The following is a 26,065-nucleotide window of genomic DNA, read 5'->3' as shown; positions in this document are numbered from 1 at the left end:
TCGCTTAACGACTGGGGATAAACTCAGCAAAGCCCCAGTCGCTGACATGCTTTTTCAAAATCAAACTGAACTCATCGACTAACTCTCGATGAGTTTCTTTACGTGTAATGAGCCCTACTGAGCGGTACTGAACCGGTTGAACAATCGGAATAAAGCGAACTTCCACGTTGTTGCTCAACTCACCGATAGTGGAAGACAGAATCGTCGAACCTAGTCCGCTGGAAATCATCCCTAATAGTGTTGAGGTATGCGAAGCGCTCAACTCCGGATCATAGGTTAAACCAATGCGTTGAAACGCTTCGTCAGCAAGTGTGCGTAAACTGTTCCCAGGGCTGACACCAATCGACGCGTATTGATGCGCTTGTTCCCAACTGACTTGCTTATGCTCGGCGAGCGGATGGTCTTGCCGGCAAACAAAGCACAGGTAATCGCGAAACAGTAAATCAAAGTTCAATTCTGGGTGATTCGGATTGGTGTTGATGCCGATGTCTGCCTGCCCTTGTAGTACTGAATGGGTAATGTCATCAACCCGTTCTTCAATTAAGCGAAAAGTAAAATCTGGATAGCGCTTTTTCAGGTCATTGAGGGTTTTCGGCGCTAAGGATGCACACAACGTATATAGCGACGAAACCACCAGCGACTTGTTGTAGCCGTGTTGGCGGTCTTTGTTTTGCTGAACTAGTTTATCCAAGCGATTAACGATAAATCGCGCTTCCTGATACAACTGCTCGCCCGCTTCGGTGAGGATGATTTTCCTGCCTTGGCGCTGATAGAGTTCGCTGGTAAGTTGCTGGGTCAGCTTTTTCATCATCTGGCTCAACGCAGACTGGGTGATGTGCACCTTTTCAGCGGCATAAGTAAAATTTTGTTCCTCAGCCAAGGCGATAAAAGCTTTGAGCTGACGATAGCTAATGTCCATTTAGTAGTCTCACCCTTTGCTCTGCTGAAAAAGTATACCCAAACTTGGTAACTAATACGTCAATATGATTATCCATTTCTATATTTTTTCTGAACATAAAGGCCAGCATAGGCTGGCCTTTGGTCTTTACAGTTATTTAGGAACTGTTTGTCAGGAAGTAAATTCGCTTAGCGGCGACGACGGAATAAGCCGAGACCTAGCAGCGCAAATAGCGCGCCAAAACCAAACGAACCACCATCTGAATCCTTCGACCCTTCTGTTCCAGTTTCAGTTTGCGTCATTGAAACATCACGAACAGAGCTAAACTTCACGATATTACCTGTCGAGTCTGTCACTTTCTCTTCTAACTGGTAATTACCTTGTTCTGGCGCTTGTTCAAACTCAATATTCACGCTGCGTGCGTCAATGTCAGTTTGAGTCAAGGTTTGGCTAGCCGAGTAAACTTTTGCATCACTGCTTGTCGCGGCCGCTTGTGTGGATGCTGTTAAGTTCACTGTCACAATATCGCCCGCAACCGCAGTTGGTGGTAGACGTACATCAATAGCTAAGTTTTCACCCGCTTTCGGTAAATAGATATCATCATCTGGCAAATCAATAGCAATAATCACTGGATCATGATCAGACGCTGAGAACGCATCTTTGTACTTCGGCATGTCACCCGTGTATTTGCTGCTGTATTCAAACAAGTTACTTTCTAGAGAGTTGATGTGCCAATCTTCAATTGCTACCACTTTTTGCGCTAGGCTACTGCTTGCCAATGCGTGGTCCAAATTACCCAGCTCGCCCGAATAGGTGTAAGAAAACGTATCAGTGCCGTGCAGCAACGTGTTTAAGTTGTGCAGACCGTAACCTTTTTCAATTTTGGTCTTCTCTACTTGAAGTTCACCATCACCAATGGTTGTGTAAGCAGCAGTATAAATGTCACGGCCGTATTTCTCTTTCGAGTAATCAGTCAGTGTCAGAAGTGGGTCTTCCATGCCATAAGCATTGAGGTCGCCCATGAGCAATACATCGCCTTTCACCTCTTTCAACGCTTCACCCACTGCGTGCGCAGCAGAAACGCGGAAGTTGTTACAGTTGCCTTGCAGATCCGCTGGCTCAGAATCTTCTACACCAGCAATCCACTCTTCAATACACTCAGAGCCTTTCGACTTAAAGTGGTTTACGACAATAGACAAATCTTCACCCGTCTCTTTCACCGTAAAGGTCTGAAGTAGACTGTGGCGTTGGTACTTATCGTAAGCAGGGTTACTTTCTGTGCCCTCTTTACGAGTAATTGTGTTTTCTGCAATGTGCTGCTCTGGCGTGATGATCACTTTTGCAGCGTCTTTTGGCGTTACTGTGTTAGCACGATATAAAATCGCCACCATGATCGCATCACTGCCAAAGTATTCGTCTTGGTATTTGTCTTGCTCTTCGATTTCGACATACGTGTAATGATCCTCAGCGTCATCAATCTCAGCATTTAGGGCATCAACTAAGTTTTGGATAGCACTGCCATCACCAAAGCCGTTGTTTTCCACTTCCATCAAACCAATGATGTCAGCGTCCATCTTGTTCATCGCTGCAACGATTTTCGCTTGTTGGATCAGGAACTCATCTAGGTTAGTCGCACCACGGTTTTGTCCGGTTGGGTTTTCATGGCCACTGTCAGCCACGGAGTTGAAGTAGTTCAGTACGTTGAAGCTTGCAATACGCAAATCTGAGTCCGCAATCGCTGGGGCATCTTTACGAGCCACATCGAAGCCTTCACCTGAAGTCACAAAGTTGGTGTTATCGACTTCATTGGTCGCAATCAGGCGGTATTCGTTGTAGCTGTAAGCCACGACACCCTGAAGACCTTCTACTCGAGAACCAAGGCGAATGTGCTGCTCTGAAGAGCCATCTTGGTCTGCATCTTTAGCAAAATCTGGGTAGTATGGGATTTGGCCGTTTGGTGCTTTGCCATCTGATTCTAGGTATACGCGGTTTGCTGCGTTGTCTTTTGCTAGCTCAACGGCTGCATCGCTCTCTGCCGCGTGTAATTGAGTCGGCTTTAACAATGGCGCTTCATGAGAGAGCATCATATTGTTACGACGTGAATCGTAGTCGTAAGAGAAGTTGCGAGTTACAAACAAGTCACTTGCCGAGGTTAACTCAACTTGCATCCCTTCATGACGCTCAAGCGCATCACGTAGTGTCTCACCTTCTTTGATAACAAGATCGGTAACTCGAGAGGTTTCAGAGGTGCCTGTTTTCACATAGCTGTTAGCATCAGAAGCAAGCTGAGTATTGCTGTAATACTCTTGAACTTTACCTTTCACACAAACAACATCACCAGCTTTCAGCGCCGTGTCCGCCGCGTCGGTATGAATGAACAAGCCTTCTGAGGTCTTGTCGTTGTTGTCGCTTTCTAATGCTTGTAGGTAGAAACCTTTGGTTAGGCCAGTGGTAACAGCAGTCACGACACCAGTTACGAAATGATCTTCGTCAGTAATGTATGGGTAACCATCAATGAATGGAGACGTATCGCCTTCACCTTGAATATCTTGGATGGTAGTGAAGTTAGGTTGCTGACCGTCGACTTCACAAGCGAATGGTGCTGGTGGCTCAGTCGCATTTAGCTCACCAAGGCCGTCAATGTTGTCTTTCTCAAATGCCGTCCACTGAGATGCATCATAAGTAGCAGAAGGGGTTAGTGCATCACTGTTACGAACTAATGTGGTGTCTTTACCAAAATCTACGTCACCCATCATACCGATGATGTCGTGCACTTCACCATCTTTAAGCAGTGCGATCGGGTCGTCACCGTTAAAGTTCGCAACGCTTTTATCTGTGATATCGGCGACAGCTTTGATGGCATCGCTCGCGTCACCATGCGCCAGTACATACACTTGGTTAGCTTGTATCGTCACTTGGCTAAGGTCGAATGTGCTGCCCCAAGTACCACCACCGTTTGATGATTTCGCCAACTCGTAGCCAGTGAGTGTCACCGCAGTATCACCCGTATTAGCGATCTCTACCGCTTTATTATAAGCGCCGCCTTCTACGTATTGGGAAATAATAATCTCTGCGTTCGCGTTTGCACTAAGTGCACTGGCGATGGTTAATGCGAGTATTGAGGGTTTGATTAACGTGTCCATTGTCATACCTGATATTTATGTAAATGCAAACTTAGCTCTGGTTAGAGCCTGCCATTTGCGTCTACTATCAGGTTTATTTATGAAATAAATAAGAATGAGTAATTAAAGCCGTGAAATGAATCACATGTGAATATAAGAAAATATGCCAGAGCATCCCATTCAAACATTTTTTGTAATAAATACAGAGCGCTATTGATAAACAAGTCAGAATTTAGATTGATTACTCAGTTTACTTTTTCACTTCATGTTAAGGAGTAGAAAATACATCACTTGTTGAGTTGCTTATTAACCCAACCGTTCCGTTACAAATAAAAAATATAATTAGTCACTAATTTAGAATGCTTTAATTTTCACTTGTATCACTGTTCAAGCCCAAGAATCTATTACTCGCTTCGTTCTCTCTTATACAGGCCCCTCATACTTCAAAGTTTTCATGATTTATTCAATAACTTTTCATTACTCACTAGCCAAAAACATACACAAAAGATATAACACCTGCGCGAGACAATAAGATCTCATTAGCTGTAAACCCAGGAACGACAAATGAAAAAAATTCAACGCAGTGTGCTAGCTCTCTCCCTACTTGGCTTGATAGCGGGGTGTCAGTTGACCGCCAGTGAGCCACTTCAACCTACGGCGAATCAAGACATCATCGAATCAGCCAAAAATGAACTGGATGGTATTGAAGAGCTAGAAGTCAGTGACGAGGGTGTTATTACCTTTACTCAGCGTCTAAGAACGCCAGGAACCTACTGGATTCCAGCGAGAATTAAAGAACTCAGCTACGATATATCATGCGTACAGCTTAGTTACTTCATTGATAGAGGCATGGTTGTGAAGTCTGCCTTTCTAGGGGCTCGAGGACGTGTTGAATATTACGACATGGAACGCTGTATGAAAGACACACCATTTCAGTAATACAGGCATAAAAAAAGCTCCACCAAAGTGGAGCTTTTTCGTATTCGTTCTTAGCAACTATGGGCGAGCTACAAAACCTACTGCTTCGTATGCTTTCTTAAGCGTTTCAGCCGCTCGTGCCGAGGCTTTCTCAGCGCCTTGCTGCATTACCTCGTCCATGTAAGCACGATCAGCGCGAATACGGTGATATTCTGCTTGAATTGGCTCAAGCATTGCTACAACTGCCTCACCAACATCTTTCTTAAATGGGCCATACATTTCTACGCCTTGGTACTTCGCTTCAATCTCTTCGAAGCTCATGCCTGTCGCCGCGGAGTACAAACCCATTAGGTTAGCAATGCCCGCCTTGTTCTCGATATCATGACGGATACTTGGTGGCGTTTCGGTATCGGTTTGCGCTTTGTTGATCTTCTTAAGGATCGACTTAGGCTCTTCCAGCAGCGTGATAACGTTCTTACGGTTGTCATCAGATTTAGACATCTTCTTCGTTGCATCTTGAAGGCTCATTACACGCGCATTTACTGTCGGAATGTAAGGCTCTGGAACTTGGAAGATTGGCTGCTCTGGCGAGTAAATATTGTTGAAACGCGTTGCGATATCGCGCGCTAATTCTAGATGTTGCTTCTGGTCACTGCCTACAGGTACTTGGTGTGCACCGTAAAGCAAAATGTCAGCCGCCATCAACACCGGGTAGTCAAATAGACCGACGTTTACGTCATTCGCGTAACGTGCCGATTTGTCTTTAAACTGAGTCATACGGCTCAGCTCACCCATTTGAGTGTAGCAGTTAAGAAGCCAACCTAATTGAGCATGCTCTGGTACATGTGACTGAACAAATAGCGTGCTCTTCTTCGGGTCAACACCAACTGCCAGACAAATTGCCAGTGCGTCTAGAGTTGCTTCATGCAGCGCTTTAGGGTCCTGACGAACCGTAATCGCGTGAAGGTCTACCACACAATATTGGCAATCATAATCGTCTTGCATCTGCTGCCATTGACGTAGAGCACCCAAGTAGTTACCGATACTTAGTTCACCTGAAGGTTGAACACCACTCAATACAATGGGTTTGCTCATTAGAATGATTCCTTTGACTTCTTAATCTAATTAAATGAAAAAAACCGTGCAGTAATAGGTGCACGGTTTACTCAGTGTACTCATTAACGAGTATTTTGGAAGCTCTTTTGTAGCCGTTATGCAGAAACCGCTACAACGTCCAATAATTCTGCCAAACTGTCAGCGACGAAATCTGGATTTGATGCTGAAATAGGTTCACCGTGGTTGTAACCATATGTCAGACCAAATGAGGCACAGCCTGCATTCTTTGCTGCGAGAATATCGTTTTTCGAGTCGCCAACCATCAGCATTTCACTTGGTTGGATTTGGTGTTTTTCCATTAGCCAGTTCAATGCTACTGGGTTTGGTTTTTTCTCTGGGAATGCATCACCGCCAAGGACATCAACGAAGTATTTTGCGATGTCGTGCTTTTCCAAAACGTCAGGCACAAACTTTGAAGGTTTGTTGGTCACCAACGCCATAACAAAGCCCGCTTTGTGCAGCTCTGCTAGTGTCTCTTTTACCGTTGGGTAAAGATGACTTAGCTTGTGACCGCTTTGCTCGTAGTAATCATCAAACAATACACGCGCTTTAGCACGAAGCTCTTCACTCAGCTCCGGGTTGATGCTCAGGCTTTGGCTTAATGAGCGACCAATAAGCACGTCTGCGCCGTTACCCACATAATCACGAACTTGTTCTTCTGAAACCGATGGAAAGCCAAGCGCCTGTACCGCTTGGTCTGCCGCGACAGCTAGATCTGGCACGCTATCAAGCAAAGTACCATCTAGATCGAAGGCGATGAATTTAATGTCTTGTTGAGTCATAACTTCCCTGAGGATTTTTATTTATAAATCGGTGAAAACGACAAAGGATGGCACCCCATCCTTTGTTTTTATCATTATGTCTGATTCTACAGTAACTGTTTGTTTCGTCGTTACTTTGCAGCAATACGCTGACGAACTGCCTCAAACAAACAGATGCCGGATGCCACAGATACGTTCAAGCTTGAAACGCTACCAGCCATTGGGATCTTAATCAAATCGTCGCAGGTTTCACGAGTCAGACGACGCATACCATCACCTTCTGCCCCCATTACGATAGCAAGGGGTCCAGTCAGTTTTGCTTGGTAGATGTCGTGCGTTGCTTCGCCCGCAGTACCAACAAACCAGATGCCTTTCTCTTGCAATGTACGCATAGTACGAGCCAAGTTAGTCACTCGGATCAATGGCACGACTTCAGCTGCACCACAAGCCACTTTGCTTACGGTTGCGTTCATCGGTGCAGAACGATCTTTCGGTACGATGATCGCCGCAGCACCTGCCGCATCTGCGTTACGTAAACACGCACCAAGATTGTGTGGATCGGTCACTCCGTCTAACACTAATAGCAGTGGTGATTCGTGCTGCGCCAGGATGTCATCTATATCGTTCTCATTCAGCTGCTTCGCTGGTTTCACACGAGCGATGATGCCTTGGTGATTTGCACCGCGCGCTTTGTCATCCAAGGTTTTACGTGTCATCTGCTGAATAGAAACACCACAAACCTGAAGATCATTTAGGATTGGCATTAGGCGATCATCTTGACGACCTTTTAAAACGTACGCCTCGATAAAACGCTCTGGTTCGCGCTCCAATACCGCCTTCACTGCGTGAATGCCGTAGATAAATTCGTTACTCATTGTTTAACCTGTTGTTCTGGTCGTATTGCCTGCGCCAACCAAGTTTGAACTAAGTTGGCGCTTCAACCTACTGCGCTTCTTTTTTAGTGCGCTTGGTTTTCTTCGGCTTACTGTGCGGCTTCTTTTTACGTGCTTTTTTCACTTTAGGCTTCTCGTTGCCTTCAGCGTCACCACGTTTTGGGCCATTACGCTTACTCGTTGCGCCCGTTTCTTCTGGGCGTTTAGTTGGCTCTATCGCAGGAACTGCACGAGCCGCGCCACCTTCCTTCGATGAAGAGCGAGTCGCAGCGCGTTTTTTATCTTTCGCTTTGCGTTTTGCTTCCGCTGCGCGTTTCTTCGCAGTCTTACCTTCGCCGCGTAGCTTACGACTTGTTTCGACCAATTCAAAGTCAATTTGCTTATCATCGAGGTTAACAGCCAGTACTTTTACTTTTACTGCATCACCTAAGCGGTAGATGTTACCGAAACTTTCACCAATAAGTCGTTGACCAATCGGGTCAAATTGATAGTAGTCGTTCGCAAGGGTAGAAATATGTACCAAACCATCGATGTGCAAATCCGTTAAACGTACAAAGAAGCCAAAGCTAGTGACATTAGCAATAACACCGTCTAGTTCGTCACCGACGTGGTCTTGCATATATTCACACTTCAGCCAATCCGCAACATCACGTGTTGCATCATCAGCACGGCGCTCTGTCATCGAACATTGTTCGCCGTAAAAATCCATGTCGTCAAACGAGTAATGATAGCCACCTGTTGGTGTCCAGCGATCTTGATTACGACCTTCTTCTTTAGCAATCAGATACTTGATTGCACGGTGAAGTAACAAGTCAGGGTAACGACGAATTGGCGACGTAAAGTGTGCATAGCGTTTCAATGCCAACCCAAAGTGCCCCGCGTTATCTGCGTTGTATACCGCTTGCTTCATTGAGCGTAGCAGCATGGTCTGAATCAACTCTTGATCTTGACGCCCGGAGATTTGACGTGCGAGATCAGCATAGTCCGTTGGTGAAGGCTCTAAACCACCTTTTAGCTCAAGACCAAGTTCACTTAAGAAGTCACGGAAACCTTGCAGACGTAATTCACCTGGAGATTCGTGGATACGATAAAGCGCGGGCTCTTTCGTTTTTTCTACCAGCGATGCCGAAGCAATGTTGGCTAAAATCATACATTCTTCGATGATCTTATGCGCGTCATTACGAATTACTGGCTCAATGCTTTCGATTTTACGTTCCGCATTGAAAATAAATTTGGTTTCAACGGTTTCAAATTCGATTGCACCGCGTTGATCTCGTGCTTCTTTCAGCACTTTGTACATCTTGTGCAACTCTTCTAGATGAGAAACAAGCGGCTGGTAGCGCTCACGTAGTTCTTCATCCCCTTCTAGAATCGCGCTCACTTTGCTATATGTGAGACGAGCGTGCGAGTTCATCACCGCCTCGTAATGCTTGTAACCAGACAGCTTACCGGTATCAGAAATGGTCATTTCGCACACCATACACAAGCGATCTACTTGCGGGTTGAGCGAACATAGGCCGTTCGATAGTACTTCTGGCAACATCGGCACAACTTGCGACGGGAAATATACTGAGTTACCACGATTGATCGCTTCTTTGTCCAACGCAGAGTCAGGACGAACGTAGTAACTGACGTCAGCAATCGCTACCCATAAACGCCAACCACCTTCTTTGTTCTTTTCACAGTAAACGGCATCATCAAAGTCTCGTGCGTCTTCGCCGTCAATGGTCACTAGTGGCAAATCACGTAGATCCACACGACCAACTTTCGCTTCTTCTGGTACTTCTTCGCCTAAGTTTTCGATTTGTTTATCGACGGCTTCTGGCCATTCGTGAGGGATTTGGTGTGTACGAATCGCAATTTGTGTTTCCATACCTGGTGCCATGTTTTCACCAAGGACTTCAACCACTTTACCCATCATGCCGCGTGAGCGTGAGCCACGATCAGTAATTTCAATTACGACTACGTTACCCATGCGTGCACCCGCTTTGTGCTCATTTGGGATCAGGATATCTTGGCTGATACGCGAGTCATCTGGGACAACATAGGAGTATCCATATTCAAGGAAGAAACGACCAACGATTTGATCATTGCGCTCCTCTAGCACACGCACCAAACGTCCTTCACGGCGGCCGCGCTTGCTGTTGTCTGTCGGTTGCACTAAGACAAAATCACCGTGGATGATGTTCTTCATCTGATGGTGCGGTAACAGAATATCATCATCCTTGCCGACGCTGCCTTCTGGACGTACCCAACCATGGCCATCACGATGACCAATCACGTAACCTTTCACCATTTCAAGTTTTTCAGGCAATGCATAGCACTGACGGCGGGTAAACACCAGTTGGCCATCTCGCTCCATCGCACGTAGCCGACGACGCAACCCTTCGTATTGCTCTTCGCCCTCAAGCTTTAGTGCCTCAAACAAGTCGTTACGATTCATTGGAACGCCCGCTTGCTCTAGAAACTCGATGATAAACTCTCGGCTTGGAATTGGATTTTCGTAATTTTTGGATTCACGATCTGCAAAAGGATCGTTTGGAATATTGTCTGACATAGGCACGCCTATCTAGCAAGGAAGGTATATGGCTAGTATATCTGAGTCTCTCGATAAGCTACAGAATTGCTTTGAAAAAAGAATGATCGAGATCGACTCTAGGCATGCAAATGAGTTAAGGACGAGCCAGCAAGATCAAAAGTTCAGAATTGTCACTGAGCAAGGATTCAATCGTGCAGTCATCCAACTCCGCCAGAAAGGCACTTTTTGCTTTCGCCAATTTATCTTTGAGGCGGCAAGCAGGGGTAATATGGCAAAAATCCACACCACAGTTGACTAAATCTAACGGCTCTAAATCGCGCACAACACCACCGACTGTGATTTCAGACGCTGGCTTCATCAGCCGGATACCACCGTTTTTTCCGCGCACGGTATGGACATAACCCAACTGCCCTAACCGATTGATAACTTTAACCATATGGTTGCGCGACACACCAAATAAATCCGTCACTTCGGTAATGCTGGTTAACTCATCTTCCGGCAACGAAGCCAAGAAAATTAAGGTTCTCAACGCATAATCAGTGAAACTAGTTAACTGCATATTCTCTCCCAAAGTGCGACTCAATAACCCGCTGGTGATGCTAAAACCCCAAACTTGAGCTATCGATAAAAGTGTAAATCTTTTCTTGATCGAAAGATACATTTGAGATACAACTTTAAACATGCATTATAAATACAACTTAAAGTAGGAAGCCCTTATGCTCAGCAATCAAACTATCGAGATCGTCAAAGCGACCGCACCACTCATCGCCGAAACAGGACCAAAACTGACCGCGCACTTTTACGAGCGTATGTTTACTCATAACCCTGAGTTGAAAGATATTTTTAACATGAGTAACCAGCGTAACGGCGATCAGCGTGAAGCATTATTCAACGCTATCTGTGCCTATGCTGCCAATATTGAAAATTTGCCAGCTCTGCTTGGCGCAGTAGAGAAAATTGCGCATAAGCACACGAGCTTTTTGATCACAGAAGATCAGTACCAAATCGTTGGTAAGCATTTACTTGCGACAATCGATGAGCTTTTTAATCCAGGTCAAGAAGTGTTGGATGCTTGGGCTGAGGCTTACGGCGTACTTGCGAATGTATTTATTCAGCGCGAAGAACAAATTTACCAACAAAATGAAGCTTTGGAAGGCGGCTGGCGCGGTCTACGCGAATTTGAATTAGTCGATAAAAAGATTGAGAGCGAACACATTTGCAGCTTTGTGTTCAAGCCAACCGATGGCCAAAAAGTGGCGCCGTATAAACCGGGACAATACCTTGGCATCTACATCAACAGTGACCAGTTAGAAAACCAAGAAATTCGCCAATATAGCCTGTCTTCTGCGGTCCAAGAGAACACCTACCGTATCTCAGTAAAACGTGAAGAAGGCGGAAAAGTGTCGAACTACCTGCACGATAGCCTGAACATTGGCGAAAAAGTGCAGCTTGCGGCCCCTGCCGGTGATTTCTTTATGGATGCCGAACCACAAACACCCGTTGTTCTAATTTCTGCTGGTGTGGGACTTACTCCAACGCTGTCAATGCTAGAAAGTCTCTCAGCACATCAAGCACCTGTAACTTGGGTTCATGCAACAGAAAATGGCCAACAGCATGCTTTCAAGCAACACGTAAACCAACTCGTTGCAGAAAAAGAAAATATGAACGCGCTCGTTTGGTATAACCAACCAACGGCAGAAGACAAGCTAGGCGAAGACTTCCACTTCACGGGCTTTGTCAATCTGTATGAAATTGAAGCTGCATTAAAGCAAGATAACGTGCAGGTATACTTCTGTGGTCCTGTAGGATTTATGCAGCACGTAGCGAAACAGCTATTAGAACTTGGCGTACCAGAAGAGCAATTCCATTACGAATGCTTCGGTCCACACAAAGTGGTTTAAGCGCTACCAACTATCGGGAAAACAACAAAGCCCACGTGACGTGGGCTTTGTTGTATGAAGTTGTTTGCAATATTGAAGCGTTACCAAAAGGTGTCTCGCCGTTTAGCTCGAGCAATAACGTTTTGTGGCATGCGCTGTTCAAGGCCGTTTCTCAATACAGTTATGCGCTTATGCTGCCGCTTATCTGCTGTGACAGAGTTATATAACCAACGATACGCATCTTCGTAATCGAGTGGACTGCCATAATCACGTAAAAGCAACTCGGCCAGATGAATACGCGCGTTTAGGTTTCCCATTGACGCAGCTTCTCGCAAATATGGAATTGCACGTTCTTTATCTTGCTGTACTAAAGTGCCACGCGAATAGTATCGGCCAATCTGCTCTAGTGCAGCTGGTAACCCCTGATGCGCTGCATTTTCGATGTAGTAAAGACCCAGTTCGACATCTTGCTCGACACACACCCCCCAAGCCAACATATCTCCGTACAGAAATTCATAAGCGGGTAAGTTAATTCGAGTCGCACGAGCTACGATATCCTCCACCAGCTGGCAGTTATCAGCGCGCACACGTTGTAAGTGCTTATTTTGCTCAATAAGCTTTATCAGCTCTGCTTCGGTATAGATCGGAACTGGTGCCCCCACATCAGCAACATTGGCTTTCACTGTGGTAGCAACCAAGGTCAACAACAGTGAAGCAGCCACTGTTCGTAACTTCATAAACGTACCCTTAAGGTATCTAAGAAACCAAAGATCGGTGAAGGATCTCCTCTGCTTGATAACCTTATCGGCAAAAAACAGCTAAGCTTTAGACAATTTTTGCCTCTGATTTAGGCTCAGCGGCAAAAGCTTGCCATATGAGAGTCACGCTGTTTTTGTTCAGATACAAAAAAGCCGACCAGAAGGTCGGCTTTTGCAATCTTTAACGGCTATCAATTAAGCTTCGAATGGGTGAACTTTGATGATAGTTTCGTTACGGTCAGGACCTGTAGAGATGATGTCTACTGGAACGCCAGTTAGCTCTTCAATACGCTTGATGTAGTCAAGAGCGGCTTGTGGTAGAGCATCTAGTGACTTAGCACCAAATGTGTTCTCAGACCAACCAGGCATTGTTTCGTAGATTGGCGTTGCTTTTTCGAATGCTTCAGCAGCCATCGGAGAAACTTCTAGCACAGAGCCATCTTCCATCTTGTAACCAGTACAGATTTTTAGCTCTTCTAGACCATCTAGTACGTCTAGTTTAGTTAGACAGAAACCAGATACAGAGTTGATTTGGATTGCACGACGCATAGCAACAGCATCGAACCAACCTGTACGACGTAGACGACCAGTTGTCGCACCGAACTCGTGGCCAACTTCACCTAAGTGCTTACCAATTGGATCTTGCTTATCTAAACCGTCGTATAGTTCAGTCGGGAATGGACCAGCACCAACGCGAGTACAGTACGCTTTTGCGATACCCAAGATGTAACCGATGTGACGAGGACCAAAACCAGAACCTGCAGCAACACCACCAGCAGTCGTGTTAGAAGACGTTACGTACGGGTAAGTACCGTGGTCGATATCAAGTAGTGTACCTTGTGCACCTTCGAACATGATCTTGTCGCCGCGCTTACGTGCTGCGTCTAGTTCGTCAGTTACGTCGATAACCATTGACGTTAGTAGTTCAGCGTAGCCTTTCGCTTGCTCAAGTACTTCTTCGTAGCTTACTGGTTCCGCTTTGTAGAAGTTAACTAGTTGGAAGTTATGGAACTCCATGACTTCTTTTAGCTTCTCTGCGAAAGTCGCCATATCGAATAGGTCGCCAACGCGTAGACCGCGACGAGCAACTTTATCTTCGTATGCTGGACCGATACCACGACCAGTAGTACCGATAGCTTTTTTACCGCGAGCGATTTCGCGAGCTTGGTCCATTGCAACGTGGTAAGGAAGAATTAGCGGACATGCTTCAGAAATGAAAAGACGCTCGCGTACTGGAATACCGCGCTCTTCAAGAGGCTTCATTTCTTTAAGTAGAGCTTCAGGTGATAGTACAACACCGTTACCGATAACACATTTTACGTTATCGCGAAGGATACCTGATGGAATTAAGTGAAGAACGGTTTTTTCACCGTCAATTACGAGAGTGTGACCTGCGTTGTGACCGCCTTGGTAGCGTACCACGTATTTTGCATCTTCAGTTAAAAGGTCTACGATTTTACCTTTACCTTCGTCACCCCATTGGGTGCCTAGAACGACTACGTTATTTCCCATCTTTCCAAGTCTGATTGCTAGTTAAAAATGGATTCTAGCACCGAATCACGCTTCTTGCAGTCATTTTTTGTTCACAGAGTTGCTACCAGAATGTCATCTTGCCGCTTTGTTCATTTTGAAATCAGCATATCACTGATAGTATTTAGCTTTCTCTATTCGACTGGAAAGCGCTATGTCTGAATCCATATGGTTGGCGATTGGGCTCGTCTTGATCGTGGAAGGCATTGGGCCACTGATTGCTCCTAACGGTTGGCGGAATATGGTGGCTCAATTAAGTGAACAACCCAACAATCAGCTACGACGCATCGGTGGCTGCCTAGTAGTTGCTGGAGCCGTAATCGCCATCATGATGAGCTAGCACTTAGCATCAGATACAAAAAAGGCTCCCTAAGGAGCCTTTTATTTCAATGAGAAGCGGAGATTATTTCTCCATGCTGCCCTTCGACTGGTTCATGTATTGGAAGAACTCACTCTTCGGATCAAGCACCAGAATATCGCTCTTAGAGCTGAAGGACTTCTCATACGCACGTAGCGAGCGTAGGAAGCTAAAGAACTCAGGGTCTTTGTTGTACGCTTCAGCATAAATCTTCGCAGCTTCAGCATCCGCCTCACCTCGTGTCACACGCGCAGTTTTATCAGCTTCAGCTAGAATAGTTGCTACTTCTAGTTCTGCTTGAGCACGAATAACTTCCGCTTTTTCACGACCTTGAGAACGGTGCTTACGAGCAACGGACTCACGCTCCGCACGCATACGACGGTAGATAGACTCACTGATTTCATCAGGCAGGTTGATTTTCTTCATTCGGAAATCAACGACACGAACACCCAAGTCTTTCATTGCGCTTTCACGCGTGTCTTTCAATACTTCAGACATGATTAGGTCGCGTTCACCATCAATCTCAAGCGCCTCACGAGCCGCTTCAGTTGCGACAACATCGGCACTTGCGTCTTCTGGTAGCACATCATCGTTACGTGGACCAGATACGATCTGTTTGATTTCACGAGCACCGATTTCAGAACGAAGCACGTCCGTCACTTTACGCTCAAGTAGTGCCTCTGCCGTTAGCGAGTTACCACCGCCTGTCGCGAGGTAGTAGCGACCAAAATCTTCAATACGCCACTTCACGTAGGTATCAATGATAACGTCTTTTTTCTCAGACGTTACGAAACGGTCTGCACGGCCATCCATTGTTTGGATACGTGCATCAAGTTGTTTCACACGGTCAAACAAAGGCATCTTGAAATGCAGACCAGGCTCGTAAATTCGAGTGATGTCGTTGTTGTCTTTCAAGACACGACCAAATCGAACCACGATACCGCGCTCACCTTCAGGAATCACAAACAAAGACATCAACATTAATGCCAGTGCGATTACCAGTACAGGGATCATTAACTTACGCATTCTTAGTATCTCCCTTGACGTGAACCTGTTGAACGAGACTGCGAGTTCGAAGTGTCTTCTTGTGTACGATCAGACTCAAGTTGAATTTGATCATAGGTTGAAGATGACTTCGATTTACGTTTGGTATCTGCTTTACCCTCTTGTCCCGCCAACTTATCAATTGGAAGGTAAAGAAGATTGCCGCTTGATTCCGAGTCAATCAACACTTTCGAAGTACTTGAGTACACCTCTTCCATTGCGTCAATGTACAGACGATCACGCGTTACACCAGGCGCTGCTTGGTATTCTGGTAATAGTTTTTCGAACTGTGCTACCTGACCAAGAGCCTCGTTAGTGACACGCTCATTGTAACCTTGTGCTTCTTTCTTCAAACGCTCTGCTCGACCCGTTGCCTTAGGCAAGATTTCGTTCTTGTATGCTTCAGCTTCACGAATGAAACGCTCTTCATCCTCACGTGCTGCGATTGCATCATCAAACGCATCTTTCACTTGCTCTGGTGGACGAGCAGACTGGAAGTTCACATCAACAAGTACCAGACCCATATCATAGCTATCAATGATTTGGTTCAGTGTTTCTTGCGTAGTTTGACGAATTTGCTGACGACCACTGGTTAGAATGCTATCCATCAATGAGTCACCAATTACTGCACGTAGTGCAGAATCCGTTGCTTGACGCAAGCTGTCGTCTGCATTGGTTACACGGTACAAGTATTTGTATGGGTCAGTCACTCGGTACTGCACATCCATCGCAACTGTTACAACGTTTTCATCTTTGGTCAGCATTAGACCAGATGCACGTAGTGAACGAATCGCTTGTACGTTTACCGCTTCGTACTCATCAATAAAGCGAGGACGCCAGTTAAGACCTGGGTCTACGATACGATCGTATTTACCTAAACGCAGTACAACACCACGCTCTGCTTCACCGATGGTGTAAAAACCAGCGAAGAACCAAACTGCAACAGCAATCAGAGCAATCACGCCAAAGCCAATTGCACTACCACCACCGCCGCCGATTGGAGAACCACCGCCGCCTTTTTTACCAAACTTGCCGCCCAGCTTTTGACTCAGTTTGTTGAACACTTCATCTAAATCTGGCGGACCTTGATCTCGGCCACCAGGACGCTGGCCACCACGATTATTATTACCCCAAGGGTCATTATCGCGGCCATTGTTGCCGTTGTTATTTCCAGGCTCATTCCACGCCATTAGAAAGCTCCATCATTTGATATGACGTTATACTGTAGCAGTCCTTTAAGTGACTATAAAGCCAGTCAAAACTGCCCCTTCTCTTTTTTCAAGTCTAGACCAATCTACTTGCTGCATTCGAATATCGATCAACAAGTTACCATCCTGGTCATATTCCTCACGTTGAATACACTTCATTTGGAAGAAGGTACTACGGAATCGTCCTTGATACTGTGGAGGAATTCGCAACTGATGCTCGACCATTTGTGACGCCAGACGTTCCGTCAGCGCCTCAAACAGGACATCAATGCCCAACCCATCCATTGCTGAAACCCAAACTGCGCGAGGTACGCCTTCCTCGTCTCGTTCTATACGTGGTTTCTGCGAATCTAGATTGTCGATTTTGTTCATGACAACCAGAGTCGGCACTTCATGCGCGTCGATCTCTTCTAGTACTTCATGAACAGCTTGAATATTCTCACGAAAACGCTCATCACTGGCATCAACAACATGTAACAAAATGTCAGCTTCTTGCGTTTCCTGCAAGGTTGCCTTGAAGGCCGCAACCAAGTCGTGTGGCAAATGTCGAATAAAACCAACCGTGTCTGCCAAGATGGCAGGACCAACATCTGCTAACTCTATCTTACGTAAAGTCGGGTCCAAAGTAGCAAATAATTGATCAGCCGCGTACACGCCAGCTTCTGTAATACGGTTGAAGAGTGTCGACTTACCCGCGTTGGTGTAACCCACAAGTGAAACCGTTGGGATTTCAGCTCGATTTCGGGCGCGGCGCCCTTGTTCACGCTGCTTCGCTACTTTGTCTAAGCGTCGCAGGATGGCTTTGATTCTGTCACGCAATAAGCGACGGTCGGTTTCCAGCTGGGTTTCACCCGGGCCACGTAAACCGATACCACCTTTCTGCCTTTCAAGGTGTGTCCAACCACGAATCAAACGAGTAGAGATATGACGAAGTTGAGCCAGCTCTACCTGTAGCTTACCTTCGTGTGTTCGAGCTCGTTGAGCAAAGATATCGAGAATAAGACCAGTGCGGTCGAGAACTCGACATTGGCACAGTGCTTCGAGGTTACGTTCTTGGGCAGGAGAGAGGGCGTGATTAAAAATCACAATTTCGGCACCAGTTGATTGTACCGCTGTAGCAATCTCTTGGGCCTTACCCTCTCCGACATAGTATTTCGGGTGTGGGGATTGACGACTACCAGTTACCACTTGTAGCGCCTCTACCCCAGCAGAAGAAACCAGCATTTCGAACTCAGCCAGATCTTCCCATTCACCTTCTTGCGTGAAGTTGATATGAACAAGTACGGCTCGCTCACCGGATTCATAACGGTCAAACAAGCAATCAACTCCTTATTTTAAAAATACTCGATGAAGAATTAATCTTCAGATTTCTCTTGTGGACGCTCACCTTGTGGACGTTCACCGCTGTGATGGCTCACTGGACGAGCCGGCACAACTGTTGAGATCGCGTGCTTGTACACCATTTGGTTAACAGTATTCTTCAGCAGGATCACAAATTGATCGAATGATTCGATCTGACCTTGTAGTTTAATACCATTCACAAGGTAGATAGATACCGGGATACGCTCACGACGTAGCGCGTTTAGAAATGGGTCTTGTAGAGATTGCCCCTTAGCCATTTTTATTTTCCTTATTTAATTTGTAGTTGTAATTATTTAGCTAGTGGTGCAATGCAAAAGATACGGCTTTTGCATCTGAGCTAAACGAATCAAAAATGCACTCTAAGTAATTAGCAGCATAGTATAAAAACCGCCAACAACAGATCCTTTGAGAGTGCGTTCACGCAAAAACGATCACATTATACACAGCTATGTCAATCAGATGCTATTGCTTCCGACATCGTTTCTAATGCCTGTTCAATGTTCTCGCTATCCAACCAAGTTAAATCATCCCAGCTGCGTAACCAGGTGATTTGACGCTTGGCCAATTGACGAGTCGCGCATACGCCACGAAATACCGCTTCGTCACGTGTACACTCCCCATCTAAATACTCCCACATCTGTCGGTAACCGACGCATCGTATGGAAGGAAGATCGGGGTGAAGATCTTTTCGCGAATGTAACGCTTTCATTTCTTCTTCAAAGCCCGCTTCCATCATCTTCTCGAAACGGAGTTCAATCCGACGGTGAAGCTCTGCCCTATCCTTGGGAGCTATTGCAAACTGCTTGACTCGGTATGGTAGGCTTTCACCTTTCGTTTGAGTCAATTCAGTCAAAGTTTTACCTGAAATGCGAAAAACTTCCAATGCCCGAGATAAACGTTGGGGATCATTGGGATGGATTCTCGCTGCTGACACAGGATCAACCTCTTTGAGTTCATCGTGCAACACTGACCAACCTTTAGTCAATGCCTCTTGTTCAATTTGCTGACGAATTTCAGGATTTGCAGCAGGAAGTGGTGATAAACCTTCAAGTAACGCCTTGTAATACAGCATTGTTCCACCCACAAGAAGTGGAATTTTTCCTTCTGCAACAATATCATCCATCGCTTTCAATGCATCTCGACGAAAGTCGGCGACAGAGTAAGATTCACTTGGATCCAAAATATCTATCAAGCGATGAGGCGCCAAACTTAACTCTTTTTCATCCGGTTTCGCCGTACCGATATCCATCCCTTTGTAGATCAAAGCAGAATCAACACTGATGATCTCAATCGGAAATTTTTGACGAAGACGAATCGCCAGCTCAGTTTTGCCTGATGCAGTTGGCCCCATTAAAAATAGCGCCAAAGGTAGTTTATCTGTCATGGTTTTAATTTGGCTATCGTGGCAGAGAAATCAACAGCGGATACGAATTTTGTATCTTCTAATGGCAATTGACCATGTCTTAGCTGTTCAAGTTCCGCAATAATTTGAATGGCTTCAGAAAAAGTATAGTGACTCTTCACTGTCGTGACCTGTAATGCGAGCCAATCTATCAACTCAGACAGCATCTGAGCCGCTGCTATACCTTCGTTCACACAAGATTGCGCGTAAGATAACAGATCTGGTACTAAATTTTGTAAGTTTTGTTGACGCAGCGGAGCTGGGACGCCCATCACCATTAAGGCGTGCTCGTTTCTCGCTTTCAATTGAATACCAAGCAATGCCAAATCTTGTTGATAATCTTGGGCCAGTCTCACTAATTCGGCCTCTAACTTAATAGATAGAGGAACAAGCAGAGGTTGTGCCTTGAGTGCACCATCGCTTGGAGAAAGCTGGCCTTTTACACGATAAAATTCTGCTCTAGGTAACGAGACTAACGCCGCCCCACTGTCACTGCTCATCAAAACAAATTGTTCATCGACCACCATCAGCGCTTTGCCTAATGCAGTAATCGATGGCATTGATGTGTGCGAAGTTATCGTTTGGGGCGCTATTGGAGTGACTGCCTGAGCCTCAAACTCTAGCGTTTTCAACAGCTCGTGATAAGCGCGTACTTCTTGTTTAGTTGGCGCTGGTTCTACGTGGCGCTCTTTACTGTGACTTGGCTTTGGTGCAGGTTTGGATTCCACCCAATCATTACGTTTGAATGACTCCACTACGCGCGCCTCTCGCACGGAGGTTTCACTAGGACCGCTATTACGAGGCTTCACTTCATAATCACTGCGTCCAGGATAAGCCGGTGTACTCTCTATCGCTTGATAAACCCGCTCTGGTACTGGTGAAGATGCTGGCTCTTGTACTTTTTCAGGCTCTGGCGAATGCTCAATCTCTTCGGATTCAGTCGGTTCCACGCGATGAAATGCCGATTCATTCACCTGTGGTTTATCAATCACAGCGCTTTGTGAAAGTGCATCCGTCAAAGCTTGATAGATGAAATCATGCACCAAACGAGCTTGGTGGAAACGCACTTCATGCTTAGCAGGGTGAACATTCACATCTACTTGGTGCGGATCTAGCTCAATAAAGAGCACATACGCAGCAAACTGATCTGGCTTTAAGCTCATTTCATAGCTTTGACGAATCGCGTGATTGATTAATTTGTCACGCATCATTCGGCCATTCACATAGCAATATTGTAAATCGCTTTGCTGCCTTGCTCCCTCTGGTGTGGTAATCCACCCATGTAACTTTAACCCTTGATGCTCAAGCTCGATTCTGAGCATATGCCGCACAAACGCATTACCGCAGACAGCAGCAATACGCTTTTCGGTTTGAAGCTGATTTTTCGCCGCGCGATATTGACGGATGATCTTGCCGTTATGACGCACATTGATGGTGACATCAAAGCGGCTTAACGCAATGCGTTTCAATAACTCATCAATATGAGCAAATTCGGTTTTCTCCGTACGAAGAAACTTGCGACGCGCTGGAGTATTAAAAAATAAGTCCAACACCTCAACGGTAGTGCCAATCGGGTGAGCTGCTGGCTTAAGCTTCACCTGCATATCACGCCCTTCGGAGTAGGCACTCCAGGCTTCTTCTTGTGCCGCAGGACGCGACGTGAGCGTCAAACGCGAGACTGAGCTAATACTGGCTAACGCTTCACCGCGAAAACCTAGACTCATAATGGCTTCGAGATCATCTAAGGTATGTATCTTAGATGTCGCATGACGACTGAGCGCTAAGCCGAGTTCATCTTTCGCGATACCTTTTCCGTTATCACGAACACGAATCAGCTTTGCGCCTCCTTTCTCGATATCGATATCGATTCGAGTTGCGCCAGAATCAAGACTATTTTCAACCAGCTCTTTAATCACAGAAGCAGGTCTTTCGACCACTTCCCCTGCGGCGATTTGGTTTGCAAGTCTGGCTGGCAAAATTTTAATCGTCATAATGAGTTAGAAGCTCACCTACTTGTTTGGAATGATCAGGACTTGCCCAACCGCTAGCTGATCAGAGCGTAAGTTATTCGCTTTACGAATGCTCGATACGCTAACGCCGTATTTGGACGCTATTTTGCCAAGGAACTCACCCCGAGAAACCTTGTGCTTACGAATCGGTTTATCTTTTACCGCGACCGTTATCTTCAACTTTTGCCCTACCCACAAGGTATCTGACTTCAAGTTATTCTCTCGGCGGATATCTGAAACCTTCACTTTATAGTGATTCGCAATCTTACCTAAGAACTCACCAGACTTAACCTTGTGCGTAATGGTTTCTGTCTCAACAGTAATCGGTTTACTTGGCACTTTAATCGTACCAGCAGAAGGAATGTTGAGCTTCTGACCAATTGCCAAGCCTGTCGACTTCAAGTTGTTTGCCGACATCAGCGCTTTAGAGCTAAGCCCATATTTGTTCGCGATCACCGATAATGACTCGCCACGCTTTACAATATGTACCATTGGCTTCGCTGAAGGCGAGAACACCGTACCCTCTGGTGGGTTATCTTTTAAGTACTTGACGACCGCCTTAGTGATAGCCTGAGCTAACTTATCTTGGTGCGCTCGTTGAAACAGTAAACGCTCTTCTGTTGGGTTAGAAATAAAGCCCGTTTCCACTAGCACAGACGGAATCTGTGGAGAGCGTAAAACCGCAAGGCTGGTGTTGATCGGTTTGGTGTTATGCAGGTGCGCAACACGTCCCATCTCACCTAGGATTTCTGTTGCCAGTTTATAGCCTTCTTTTTGTGAGTGACTAAACTGCAAGTCCAGCAAAGTTTGGTTCACATTACGATCTTTTGTCTTCGTGAAGAACGCATTACCCGAGCCGCCCAATAACTCAGACTGTTTCTCATGGTTCTCGACCCAACGAGCAATTTCGGTATTTGCACGACGAGTATTTAGTACGAAGACCGAACCACCGCGAGGCTTCGGTGAGGTAAACGCATCAGCGTGAATGGAGATCAGTAAGTGTGCATCATTTTCACGAGCAATCGCGACACGACGGTTTAAGTTTACAAAGTAATCTCCCGTACGAGTCATGCGCGTTTTAATACCAGGAGTCGCATCGAGCTGAGCAGCAATTTTTCTTGAGATACTCAATACCGCATCTTTCTCGTACTTACGACGTGAAGGGCCAATAGAGCCAGGGTCTTCCCCACCGTGACCAGGGTCGATAACAATTAACACTTCTTGAGCTCGTTGAACTGAGCTCATGTCTTTGCTGGCCGCAGCTGGCTTACTCGGTTTAGAGGTCGATGCCTTCTTACCGTGCGGTAAATCAATCACCAAGCGGTGACCATACTGCCCACCTGGTGTTGGGCTTAATTTAAATAACTCCGCTTGAACGCTCTTTTTTAGTTCAAACACCAAACGATAAGTGCCCTTCTCTGGAGGCGAGCTTTTTCGTACCAGTTTTAAAACAGGGCTATCCGTAACAGTAACAGGTAGTTTGGCCTGCATCGTCGTGCTTTTTAAATCCACGACAAGGCGATCCGGCCCTGATAAAGAGAAATAGGAATAGTCAGCTTCCGAGCCTAAATCGATGACAACACGCGTTTCATCAGGTGAAGGCCAAACTCGAAAACTCTTAACGACGTTAGCAAATGCTAAATTGGGGATGAGAAGGAGAAAAGTGGCGACAAACGTCGCCACCACTCTAAAATTTGAAAAACTCAACATAGCTCCAATCGACTGAGTAACTGCACACCATAATCATTATTAGCTGTTAGTTCGGCTACACGTTGCTCACCTTGGTAGCGAATGTTTACATCAAGATCCGGTTGTGGCAGTAAGCCATGCCCTTTTTCAGGCCATTCAACCAAGCAAATCGCATCGTCTGTGAAATAGTCTCGAATCCCCATAAACTCAAGCTCTTCAGGATCCGCAAGACGATAAAGGTCGAAGTGATATACTTGCCACTGATCCAACTGGTACGGTTCGACTAGAGTATAAGTTGGACTTTTCACGTTACCTTGATGACCAAGAGCACGGACAAAACCACGACTAAAGGTTGTTTTACCTGCACCCAAATCACCATGCAGATAAATTGTGGTTTGCTGGGAACAAAGCTGAGCCAGAGCGGTGCCTAGTGCAACCGTTTCATGCTCATCTTTTAAATTGAATTGTTTCGTGCTCATTGATGCTTCTCTAACTAATGATCGTTGACTATATAAAAATCAAAAGAACAGGAATAGTAAACCGTGTTGGTTTTGAGAGACAAGCTTTCAAATGTCATATGTGCGAAAAAAGTATCCAATAAACGGTATCTTAATCATCTTAGTATCGACCTAGATTTAGAATATATGCAAATGACTTCAATAAGCAGTATTCACAACATCAAAAACGTACCTAACTGGGTAGCACCAAAGCCAGAGATCCGTTAAGATCCGCCCCCCTTTATTCCGGTGGTTAACATGAACTACGAACAACTCGCACAACAAATCAAAGTTTGGGGAAAAGAACTCGGCTTCCAAAAAGTTGGGATCTGCGACGTTGATCTGAGTGAACATGAAGCAGCACTACAAAAATGGCTTGATGCAGGCTATCATGGCTCAATGGATTGGATGGCTCGTCACGGCATGATGCGTGCTAGACCCCATGAGCTACTCCCGGGAACCGTTCGTGTTATCAGCGTCCGGATGGACTATCTGCCACCAGAGGCTCAATTCGCTTCAAACCTCGCGAATAAAAGTCATGCCTATATTAGCCGCTACGCACTAGGGCGTGATTATCACAAGCTCGTCAGAAAGCAGCTAAATAAGCTCGGCAAACTTATTGAACAAGAGGTTGGTCAATATGGTTACCGACCTTTCGTTGATTCCGCACCAATATTAGAGCGACCTCTCGCCCAAAAAGCGGGCTTAGGTTGGACCGGGAAACATTCCCTGATTTTAGATCAAGACTGTGGATCGTGGTTCTTTTTAGGTGAACTACTTATCGACTTACCACTACCCGTAGATGAGCCAAGCGTTGATCAGTGCGGTAAATGCAAAGCATGCATTACATCATGCCCAACACAAGCCATCGTTGAAGACAAAGTTGTCGATGCCAGGCGTTGTATCTCTTATCTCACCATCGAGTTCGATGGCGTGATTCCTGAAGAGTTTCGAAAGCCAATGGGTAACCGCATTTATGGTTGTGACGACTGTCAATTGGTTTGCCCATGGAACCGCTACGCCGACATAACGGAGCAAGATGATTTCCACCGTCGTGACAGTTTCAAAAACCCTGACCTCGTCGACATGTTTAACTGGGATGAAGCGACTTTTCTAAAAAATATGGAAGGCTCCGCTATCCGTCGTATTGGTCATATACAGTGGCTACGTAACATCGCTGTCGCACTTGGTAATGCAGAATATAGTCAGCGAATCATAGATGCGCTGGAAAGTCGGCAAGGTGAAAATAAATTACTTGATGAGCACATTAAATGGGCTTTGACAGAGCAACTGAATCAACTCCCCACTGAGAGTAATTCATCTATAGAGACGAAAAAGCAACGCTTAATAAGGATAGTCGAGAAGGGACTGCCGAGAGACGCATAGAGCGTAGTCTATATGCAAGAGATTGAAAGTACTTTTGCATGTTCAATTCATGACCTTGTTCTCAATTTTGTAATGTGGAAAAAAATTTGAGATTCAAGAAAAACAAGCTAACAGAAAAAAGTTAAACACAGCTCGGAGAAATGACTAGGATCAAAAAAATACCAGTTAATGATCGTATTTTAACGTACTCGATCCGACAAAAAACTTATTTTTTCTTTATATAACAAAGATTTAATTGGTATTTCTTTGTTGTTTCAACTTCATTTTAGAGAAAAGATCTTTCTTCCCCATCATAAAAAGTCAAGCTAAAAACACTTTATCAACCAACTTATCCACAGAACGACGTATGTGGATAACTCTGTTAATTAAAGTAGATAAAACACGCGAAGCCTCATCATACTGTACGTCAGCCGATTCATATCGTGTTTTAAACACAAACGAAATCGTCCGACATCATATGATGCGGATAAAAGTTTAGCTTTTGGGGATTCATGCTTCGCAGCATTATGAAAAGAGCGATGTGATTGGTTGCGAGAAGCAGGCGTTGAATCAAGCGGCGCATCCGTAGACGACTTAACAATTGTATACTAAATAAGTACTCAATCTATCGTCTTGTATTTGGTTGCGGGGGCCGGATTTGAACCGACGACCTTCGGGTTATGAGCCCGACGAGCTACCAAGCTGCTCCACCCCGC

At 45.6% G+C, this 26,065-nt stretch carries 21 protein-coding genes; 4 read left to right on the top strand and 17 right to left on the bottom strand.

Annotation, left to right across the window (positions count from 1 at the left end):
• Nucleotides 1-4: 4 nt before the first annotated feature.
• Entirely contained in the window at nt 5-919 is a 915-nt protein-coding gene (locus tag R7P72_RS20740) for a LysR family transcriptional regulator (protein ID WP_005381405.1), read from the bottom strand.
• Nucleotides 920-1,086: 167 nt separating this feature from the next.
• Nucleotides 1,087-4,041, bottom strand: coding sequence for an ExeM/NucH family extracellular endonuclease (locus tag R7P72_RS20735; protein ID WP_213907343.1), 2,955 nt, complete (start codon nt 4,039-4,041; stop codon nt 1,087-1,089).
• Between the two features lie 543 nt (nt 4,042-4,584).
• On the opposite strand from R7P72_RS20735, the gene R7P72_RS20730 reads away from it, so the two are divergent.
• Nucleotides 4,585-4,959, top strand: coding sequence for a hypothetical protein (locus R7P72_RS20730; RefSeq protein ID WP_005381401.1), 375 nt, complete (start codon nt 4,585-4,587; stop codon nt 4,957-4,959).
• A 57-nt stretch (nt 4,960-5,016) separates the two neighbouring features.
• On the opposite strand, the gene trpS is transcribed toward R7P72_RS20730, so the two are convergent.
• The 5 genes from trpS to nsrR all read right to left on the bottom strand — a co-directional run bounded on the left by trpS (nt 5,017) and on the right by nsrR (nt 10,806).
• Complete coding sequence (gene trpS / locus R7P72_RS20725) at nt 5,017-6,033, bottom strand: tryptophan--tRNA ligase (RefSeq protein ID WP_005381398.1); 1,017 nt, start codon at nt 6,031-6,033, stop codon at nt 5,017-5,019.
• 116 nt (nt 6,034-6,149) lie between these two features.
• Nucleotides 6,150-6,836 carry a phosphoglycolate phosphatase gene (locus R7P72_RS20720; protein ID WP_005381396.1) on the bottom strand — a complete coding sequence of 229 codons (687 nt, stop codon included), beginning with the start codon at nt 6,834-6,836 and terminating at the stop codon, nt 6,150-6,152.
• A 110-nt stretch (nt 6,837-6,946) separates the two neighbouring features.
• A complete protein-coding gene (gene rlmB / locus R7P72_RS20715; RefSeq protein WP_005381395.1) occupies nt 6,947-7,690 on the bottom strand; it encodes a 23S rRNA (guanosine(2251)-2'-O)-methyltransferase RlmB in 744 nt (247 codons plus the stop codon).
• Nucleotides 7,691-7,757: 67 nt separating this feature from the next.
• Entirely contained in the window at nt 7,758-10,265 is a 2,508-nt protein-coding gene (gene rnr / locus R7P72_RS20710; protein ID WP_005381394.1) for a ribonuclease R, read from the bottom strand.
• Between the two features lie 115 nt (nt 10,266-10,380).
• Nucleotides 10,381-10,806 (bottom strand): nitric oxide-sensing transcriptional repressor NsrR, encoded by a 426-nt coding sequence (gene nsrR / locus R7P72_RS20705; protein ID WP_005381392.1) that lies wholly within the window; start codon nt 10,804-10,806, stop codon nt 10,381-10,383.
• A 157-nt stretch (nt 10,807-10,963) separates the two neighbouring features.
• Here nsrR and hmpA point away from each other — a divergent pair, with 157 nt between their 5' ends.
• Nucleotides 10,964-12,148, top strand: coding sequence for an NO-inducible flavohemoprotein (gene hmpA / locus R7P72_RS20700; RefSeq protein ID WP_005381390.1), 1,185 nt, complete (start codon nt 10,964-10,966; stop codon nt 12,146-12,148).
• 80 nt (nt 12,149-12,228) lie between these two features.
• Here hmpA and motX read toward each other — a convergent pair whose 3' ends face one another.
• Both motX and R7P72_RS20690 read right to left on the bottom strand, forming a co-directional pair.
• Nucleotides 12,229-12,864: a flagellar protein MotX gene (gene motX / locus R7P72_RS20695; RefSeq protein WP_005381388.1), complete on the bottom strand. Its 636-nt coding sequence runs from the start codon at nt 12,862-12,864 to the stop codon at nt 12,229-12,231.
• 216 nt (nt 12,865-13,080) lie between these two features.
• The gene (locus R7P72_RS20690; protein ID WP_005381385.1) at nt 13,081-14,397 is read right to left on the bottom strand and encodes an adenylosuccinate synthase; all 1,317 of its coding nucleotides are present in this window, start codon (nt 14,395-14,397) and stop codon (nt 13,081-13,083) included.
• Between the two features lie 172 nt (nt 14,398-14,569).
• Here R7P72_RS20690 and R7P72_RS20685 point away from each other — a divergent pair, with 172 nt between their 5' ends.
• Entirely contained in the window at nt 14,570-14,755 is a 186-nt protein-coding gene (locus tag R7P72_RS20685) for a DUF2065 domain-containing protein (protein WP_005381383.1), read from the top strand.
• A 63-nt stretch (nt 14,756-14,818) separates the two neighbouring features.
• Here the strand turns inward: R7P72_RS20685 and hflC are convergent, their stop codons facing one another.
• From hflC to tsaE, 8 genes are all read right to left on the bottom strand, one after another.
• Nucleotides 14,819-15,799, bottom strand: a complete 981-nt coding sequence (gene hflC, locus R7P72_RS20680) for a protease modulator HflC (protein WP_005381382.1) — start codon at nt 15,797-15,799, stop codon at nt 14,819-14,821.
• A gap of 2 nt (nt 15,800-15,801) precedes the next feature.
• Nucleotides 15,802-17,007: an FtsH protease activity modulator HflK gene (hflK, locus tag R7P72_RS20675; protein ID WP_005381381.1), complete on the bottom strand. Its 1,206-nt coding sequence runs from the start codon at nt 17,005-17,007 to the stop codon at nt 15,802-15,804.
• A gap of 45 nt (nt 17,008-17,052) precedes the next feature.
• Nucleotides 17,053-18,342: a ribosome rescue GTPase HflX gene (hflX, locus tag R7P72_RS20670; protein ID WP_005381380.1), complete on the bottom strand. Its 1,290-nt coding sequence runs from the start codon at nt 18,340-18,342 to the stop codon at nt 17,053-17,055.
• A 38-nt stretch (nt 18,343-18,380) separates the two neighbouring features.
• Complete coding sequence (hfq, locus tag R7P72_RS20665; RefSeq protein WP_005381379.1) at nt 18,381-18,644, bottom strand: RNA chaperone Hfq; 264 nt, start codon at nt 18,642-18,644, stop codon at nt 18,381-18,383.
• 194 nt (nt 18,645-18,838) lie between these two features.
• Complete coding sequence (gene miaA, locus R7P72_RS20660; protein WP_005381378.1) at nt 18,839-19,771, bottom strand: tRNA (adenosine(37)-N6)-dimethylallyltransferase MiaA; 933 nt, start codon at nt 19,769-19,771, stop codon at nt 18,839-18,841.
• Entirely contained in the window at nt 19,768-21,780 is a 2,013-nt protein-coding gene (mutL, locus tag R7P72_RS20655; protein ID WP_005381376.1) for a DNA mismatch repair endonuclease MutL, read from the bottom strand. Before mutL ends, miaA begins: the two co-directional genes overlap by 4 nt.
• An 18-nt stretch (nt 21,781-21,798) precedes the next feature.
• Nucleotides 21,799-23,508, bottom strand: a complete 1,710-nt coding sequence (locus R7P72_RS20650; RefSeq protein ID WP_005381374.1) for an N-acetylmuramoyl-L-alanine amidase — start codon at nt 23,506-23,508, stop codon at nt 21,799-21,801.
• Nucleotides 23,502-23,966: a tRNA (adenosine(37)-N6)-threonylcarbamoyltransferase complex ATPase subunit type 1 TsaE gene (tsaE, locus tag R7P72_RS20645; protein WP_005381372.1), complete on the bottom strand. Its 465-nt coding sequence runs from the start codon at nt 23,964-23,966 to the stop codon at nt 23,502-23,504. Before tsaE ends, R7P72_RS20650 begins: the two co-directional genes overlap by 7 nt.
• A gap of 276 nt (nt 23,967-24,242) precedes the next feature.
• Here tsaE and queG point away from each other — a divergent pair, with 276 nt between their 5' ends.
• A complete protein-coding gene (queG, locus tag R7P72_RS20640) occupies nt 24,243-25,370 on the top strand; it encodes a tRNA epoxyqueuosine(34) reductase QueG (RefSeq protein WP_005381370.1) in 1,128 nt (375 codons plus the stop codon).
• Nucleotides 25,371-26,065 lie beyond the last annotated feature (695 nt).

Source organism: Vibrio sp. Vb0888 (genome assembly GCF_033338835.1).
Taxonomy (GTDB): Bacteria; Pseudomonadota; Gammaproteobacteria; order Enterobacterales; family Vibrionaceae; genus Vibrio; species Vibrio alginolyticus.
Note: the sequence above shows the minus strand (reverse complement) of the source record. Positions and strands in the feature narration are given on the sequence as shown.

Bases quoted from the DNA above. Each gene is read 5' to 3' on its own strand.
- R7P72_RS20740 (WP_005381405.1), bottom strand. From the start codon at position 919: ATGGACATTAGCTATCGTCAGCTCAAAGCTTTTATCGCCTTGGCTGAG.
- R7P72_RS20735 (WP_213907343.1), bottom strand. From the start codon at position 4,041: ATGGACACGTTAATCAAACCCTCAATACTCGCATTAACCATCGCCAGT.
- R7P72_RS20730 (WP_005381401.1), top strand. From the start codon at position 4,585: ATGAAAAAAATTCAACGCAGTGTGCTAGCTCTCTCCCTACTTGGCTTG.
- trpS (WP_005381398.1), bottom strand. From the start codon at position 6,033: ATGAGCAAACCCATTGTATTGAGTGGTGTTCAACCTTCAGGTGAACTA.
- R7P72_RS20720 (WP_005381396.1), bottom strand. From the start codon at position 6,836: ATGACTCAACAAGACATTAAATTCATCGCCTTCGATCTAGATGGTACT.
- rlmB (WP_005381395.1), bottom strand. From the start codon at position 7,690: ATGAGTAACGAATTTATCTACGGCATTCACGCAGTGAAGGCGGTATTG.
- rnr (WP_005381394.1), bottom strand. From the start codon at position 10,265: ATGTCAGACAATATTCCAAACGATCCTTTTGCAGATCGTGAATCCAAA.
- nsrR (WP_005381392.1), bottom strand. From the start codon at position 10,806: ATGCAGTTAACTAGTTTCACTGATTATGCGTTGAGAACCTTAATTTTC.
- hmpA (WP_005381390.1), top strand. From the start codon at position 10,964: ATGCTCAGCAATCAAACTATCGAGATCGTCAAAGCGACCGCACCACTC.
- motX (WP_005381388.1), bottom strand. From the start codon at position 12,864: ATGAAGTTACGAACAGTGGCTGCTTCACTGTTGTTGACCTTGGTTGCT.
- R7P72_RS20690 (WP_005381385.1), bottom strand. From the start codon at position 14,397: ATGGGAAATAACGTAGTCGTTCTAGGCACCCAATGGGGTGACGAAGGT.
- R7P72_RS20685 (WP_005381383.1), top strand. From the start codon at position 14,570: ATGTCTGAATCCATATGGTTGGCGATTGGGCTCGTCTTGATCGTGGAA.
- hflC (WP_005381382.1), bottom strand. From the start codon at position 15,799: ATGCGTAAGTTAATGATCCCTGTACTGGTAATCGCACTGGCATTAATG.
- hflK (WP_005381381.1), bottom strand. From the start codon at position 17,007: ATGGCGTGGAATGAGCCTGGAAATAACAACGGCAACAATGGCCGCGAT.
- hfq (WP_005381379.1), bottom strand. From the start codon at position 18,644: ATGGCTAAGGGGCAATCTCTACAAGACCCATTTCTAAACGCGCTACGT.
- miaA (WP_005381378.1), bottom strand. From the start codon at position 19,771: ATGACAGATAAACTACCTTTGGCGCTATTTTTAATGGGGCCAACTGCA.
- mutL (WP_005381376.1), bottom strand. From the start codon at position 21,780: ATGACGATTAAAATTTTGCCAGCCAGACTTGCAAACCAAATCGCCGCA.
- R7P72_RS20650 (WP_005381374.1), bottom strand. From the start codon at position 23,508: ATGTTGAGTTTTTCAAATTTTAGAGTGGTGGCGACGTTTGTCGCCACT.
- tsaE (WP_005381372.1), bottom strand. From the start codon at position 23,966: ATGAGCACGAAACAATTCAATTTAAAAGATGAGCATGAAACGGTTGCA.
- queG (WP_005381370.1), top strand. From the start codon at position 24,243: ATGAACTACGAACAACTCGCACAACAAATCAAAGTTTGGGGAAAAGAA.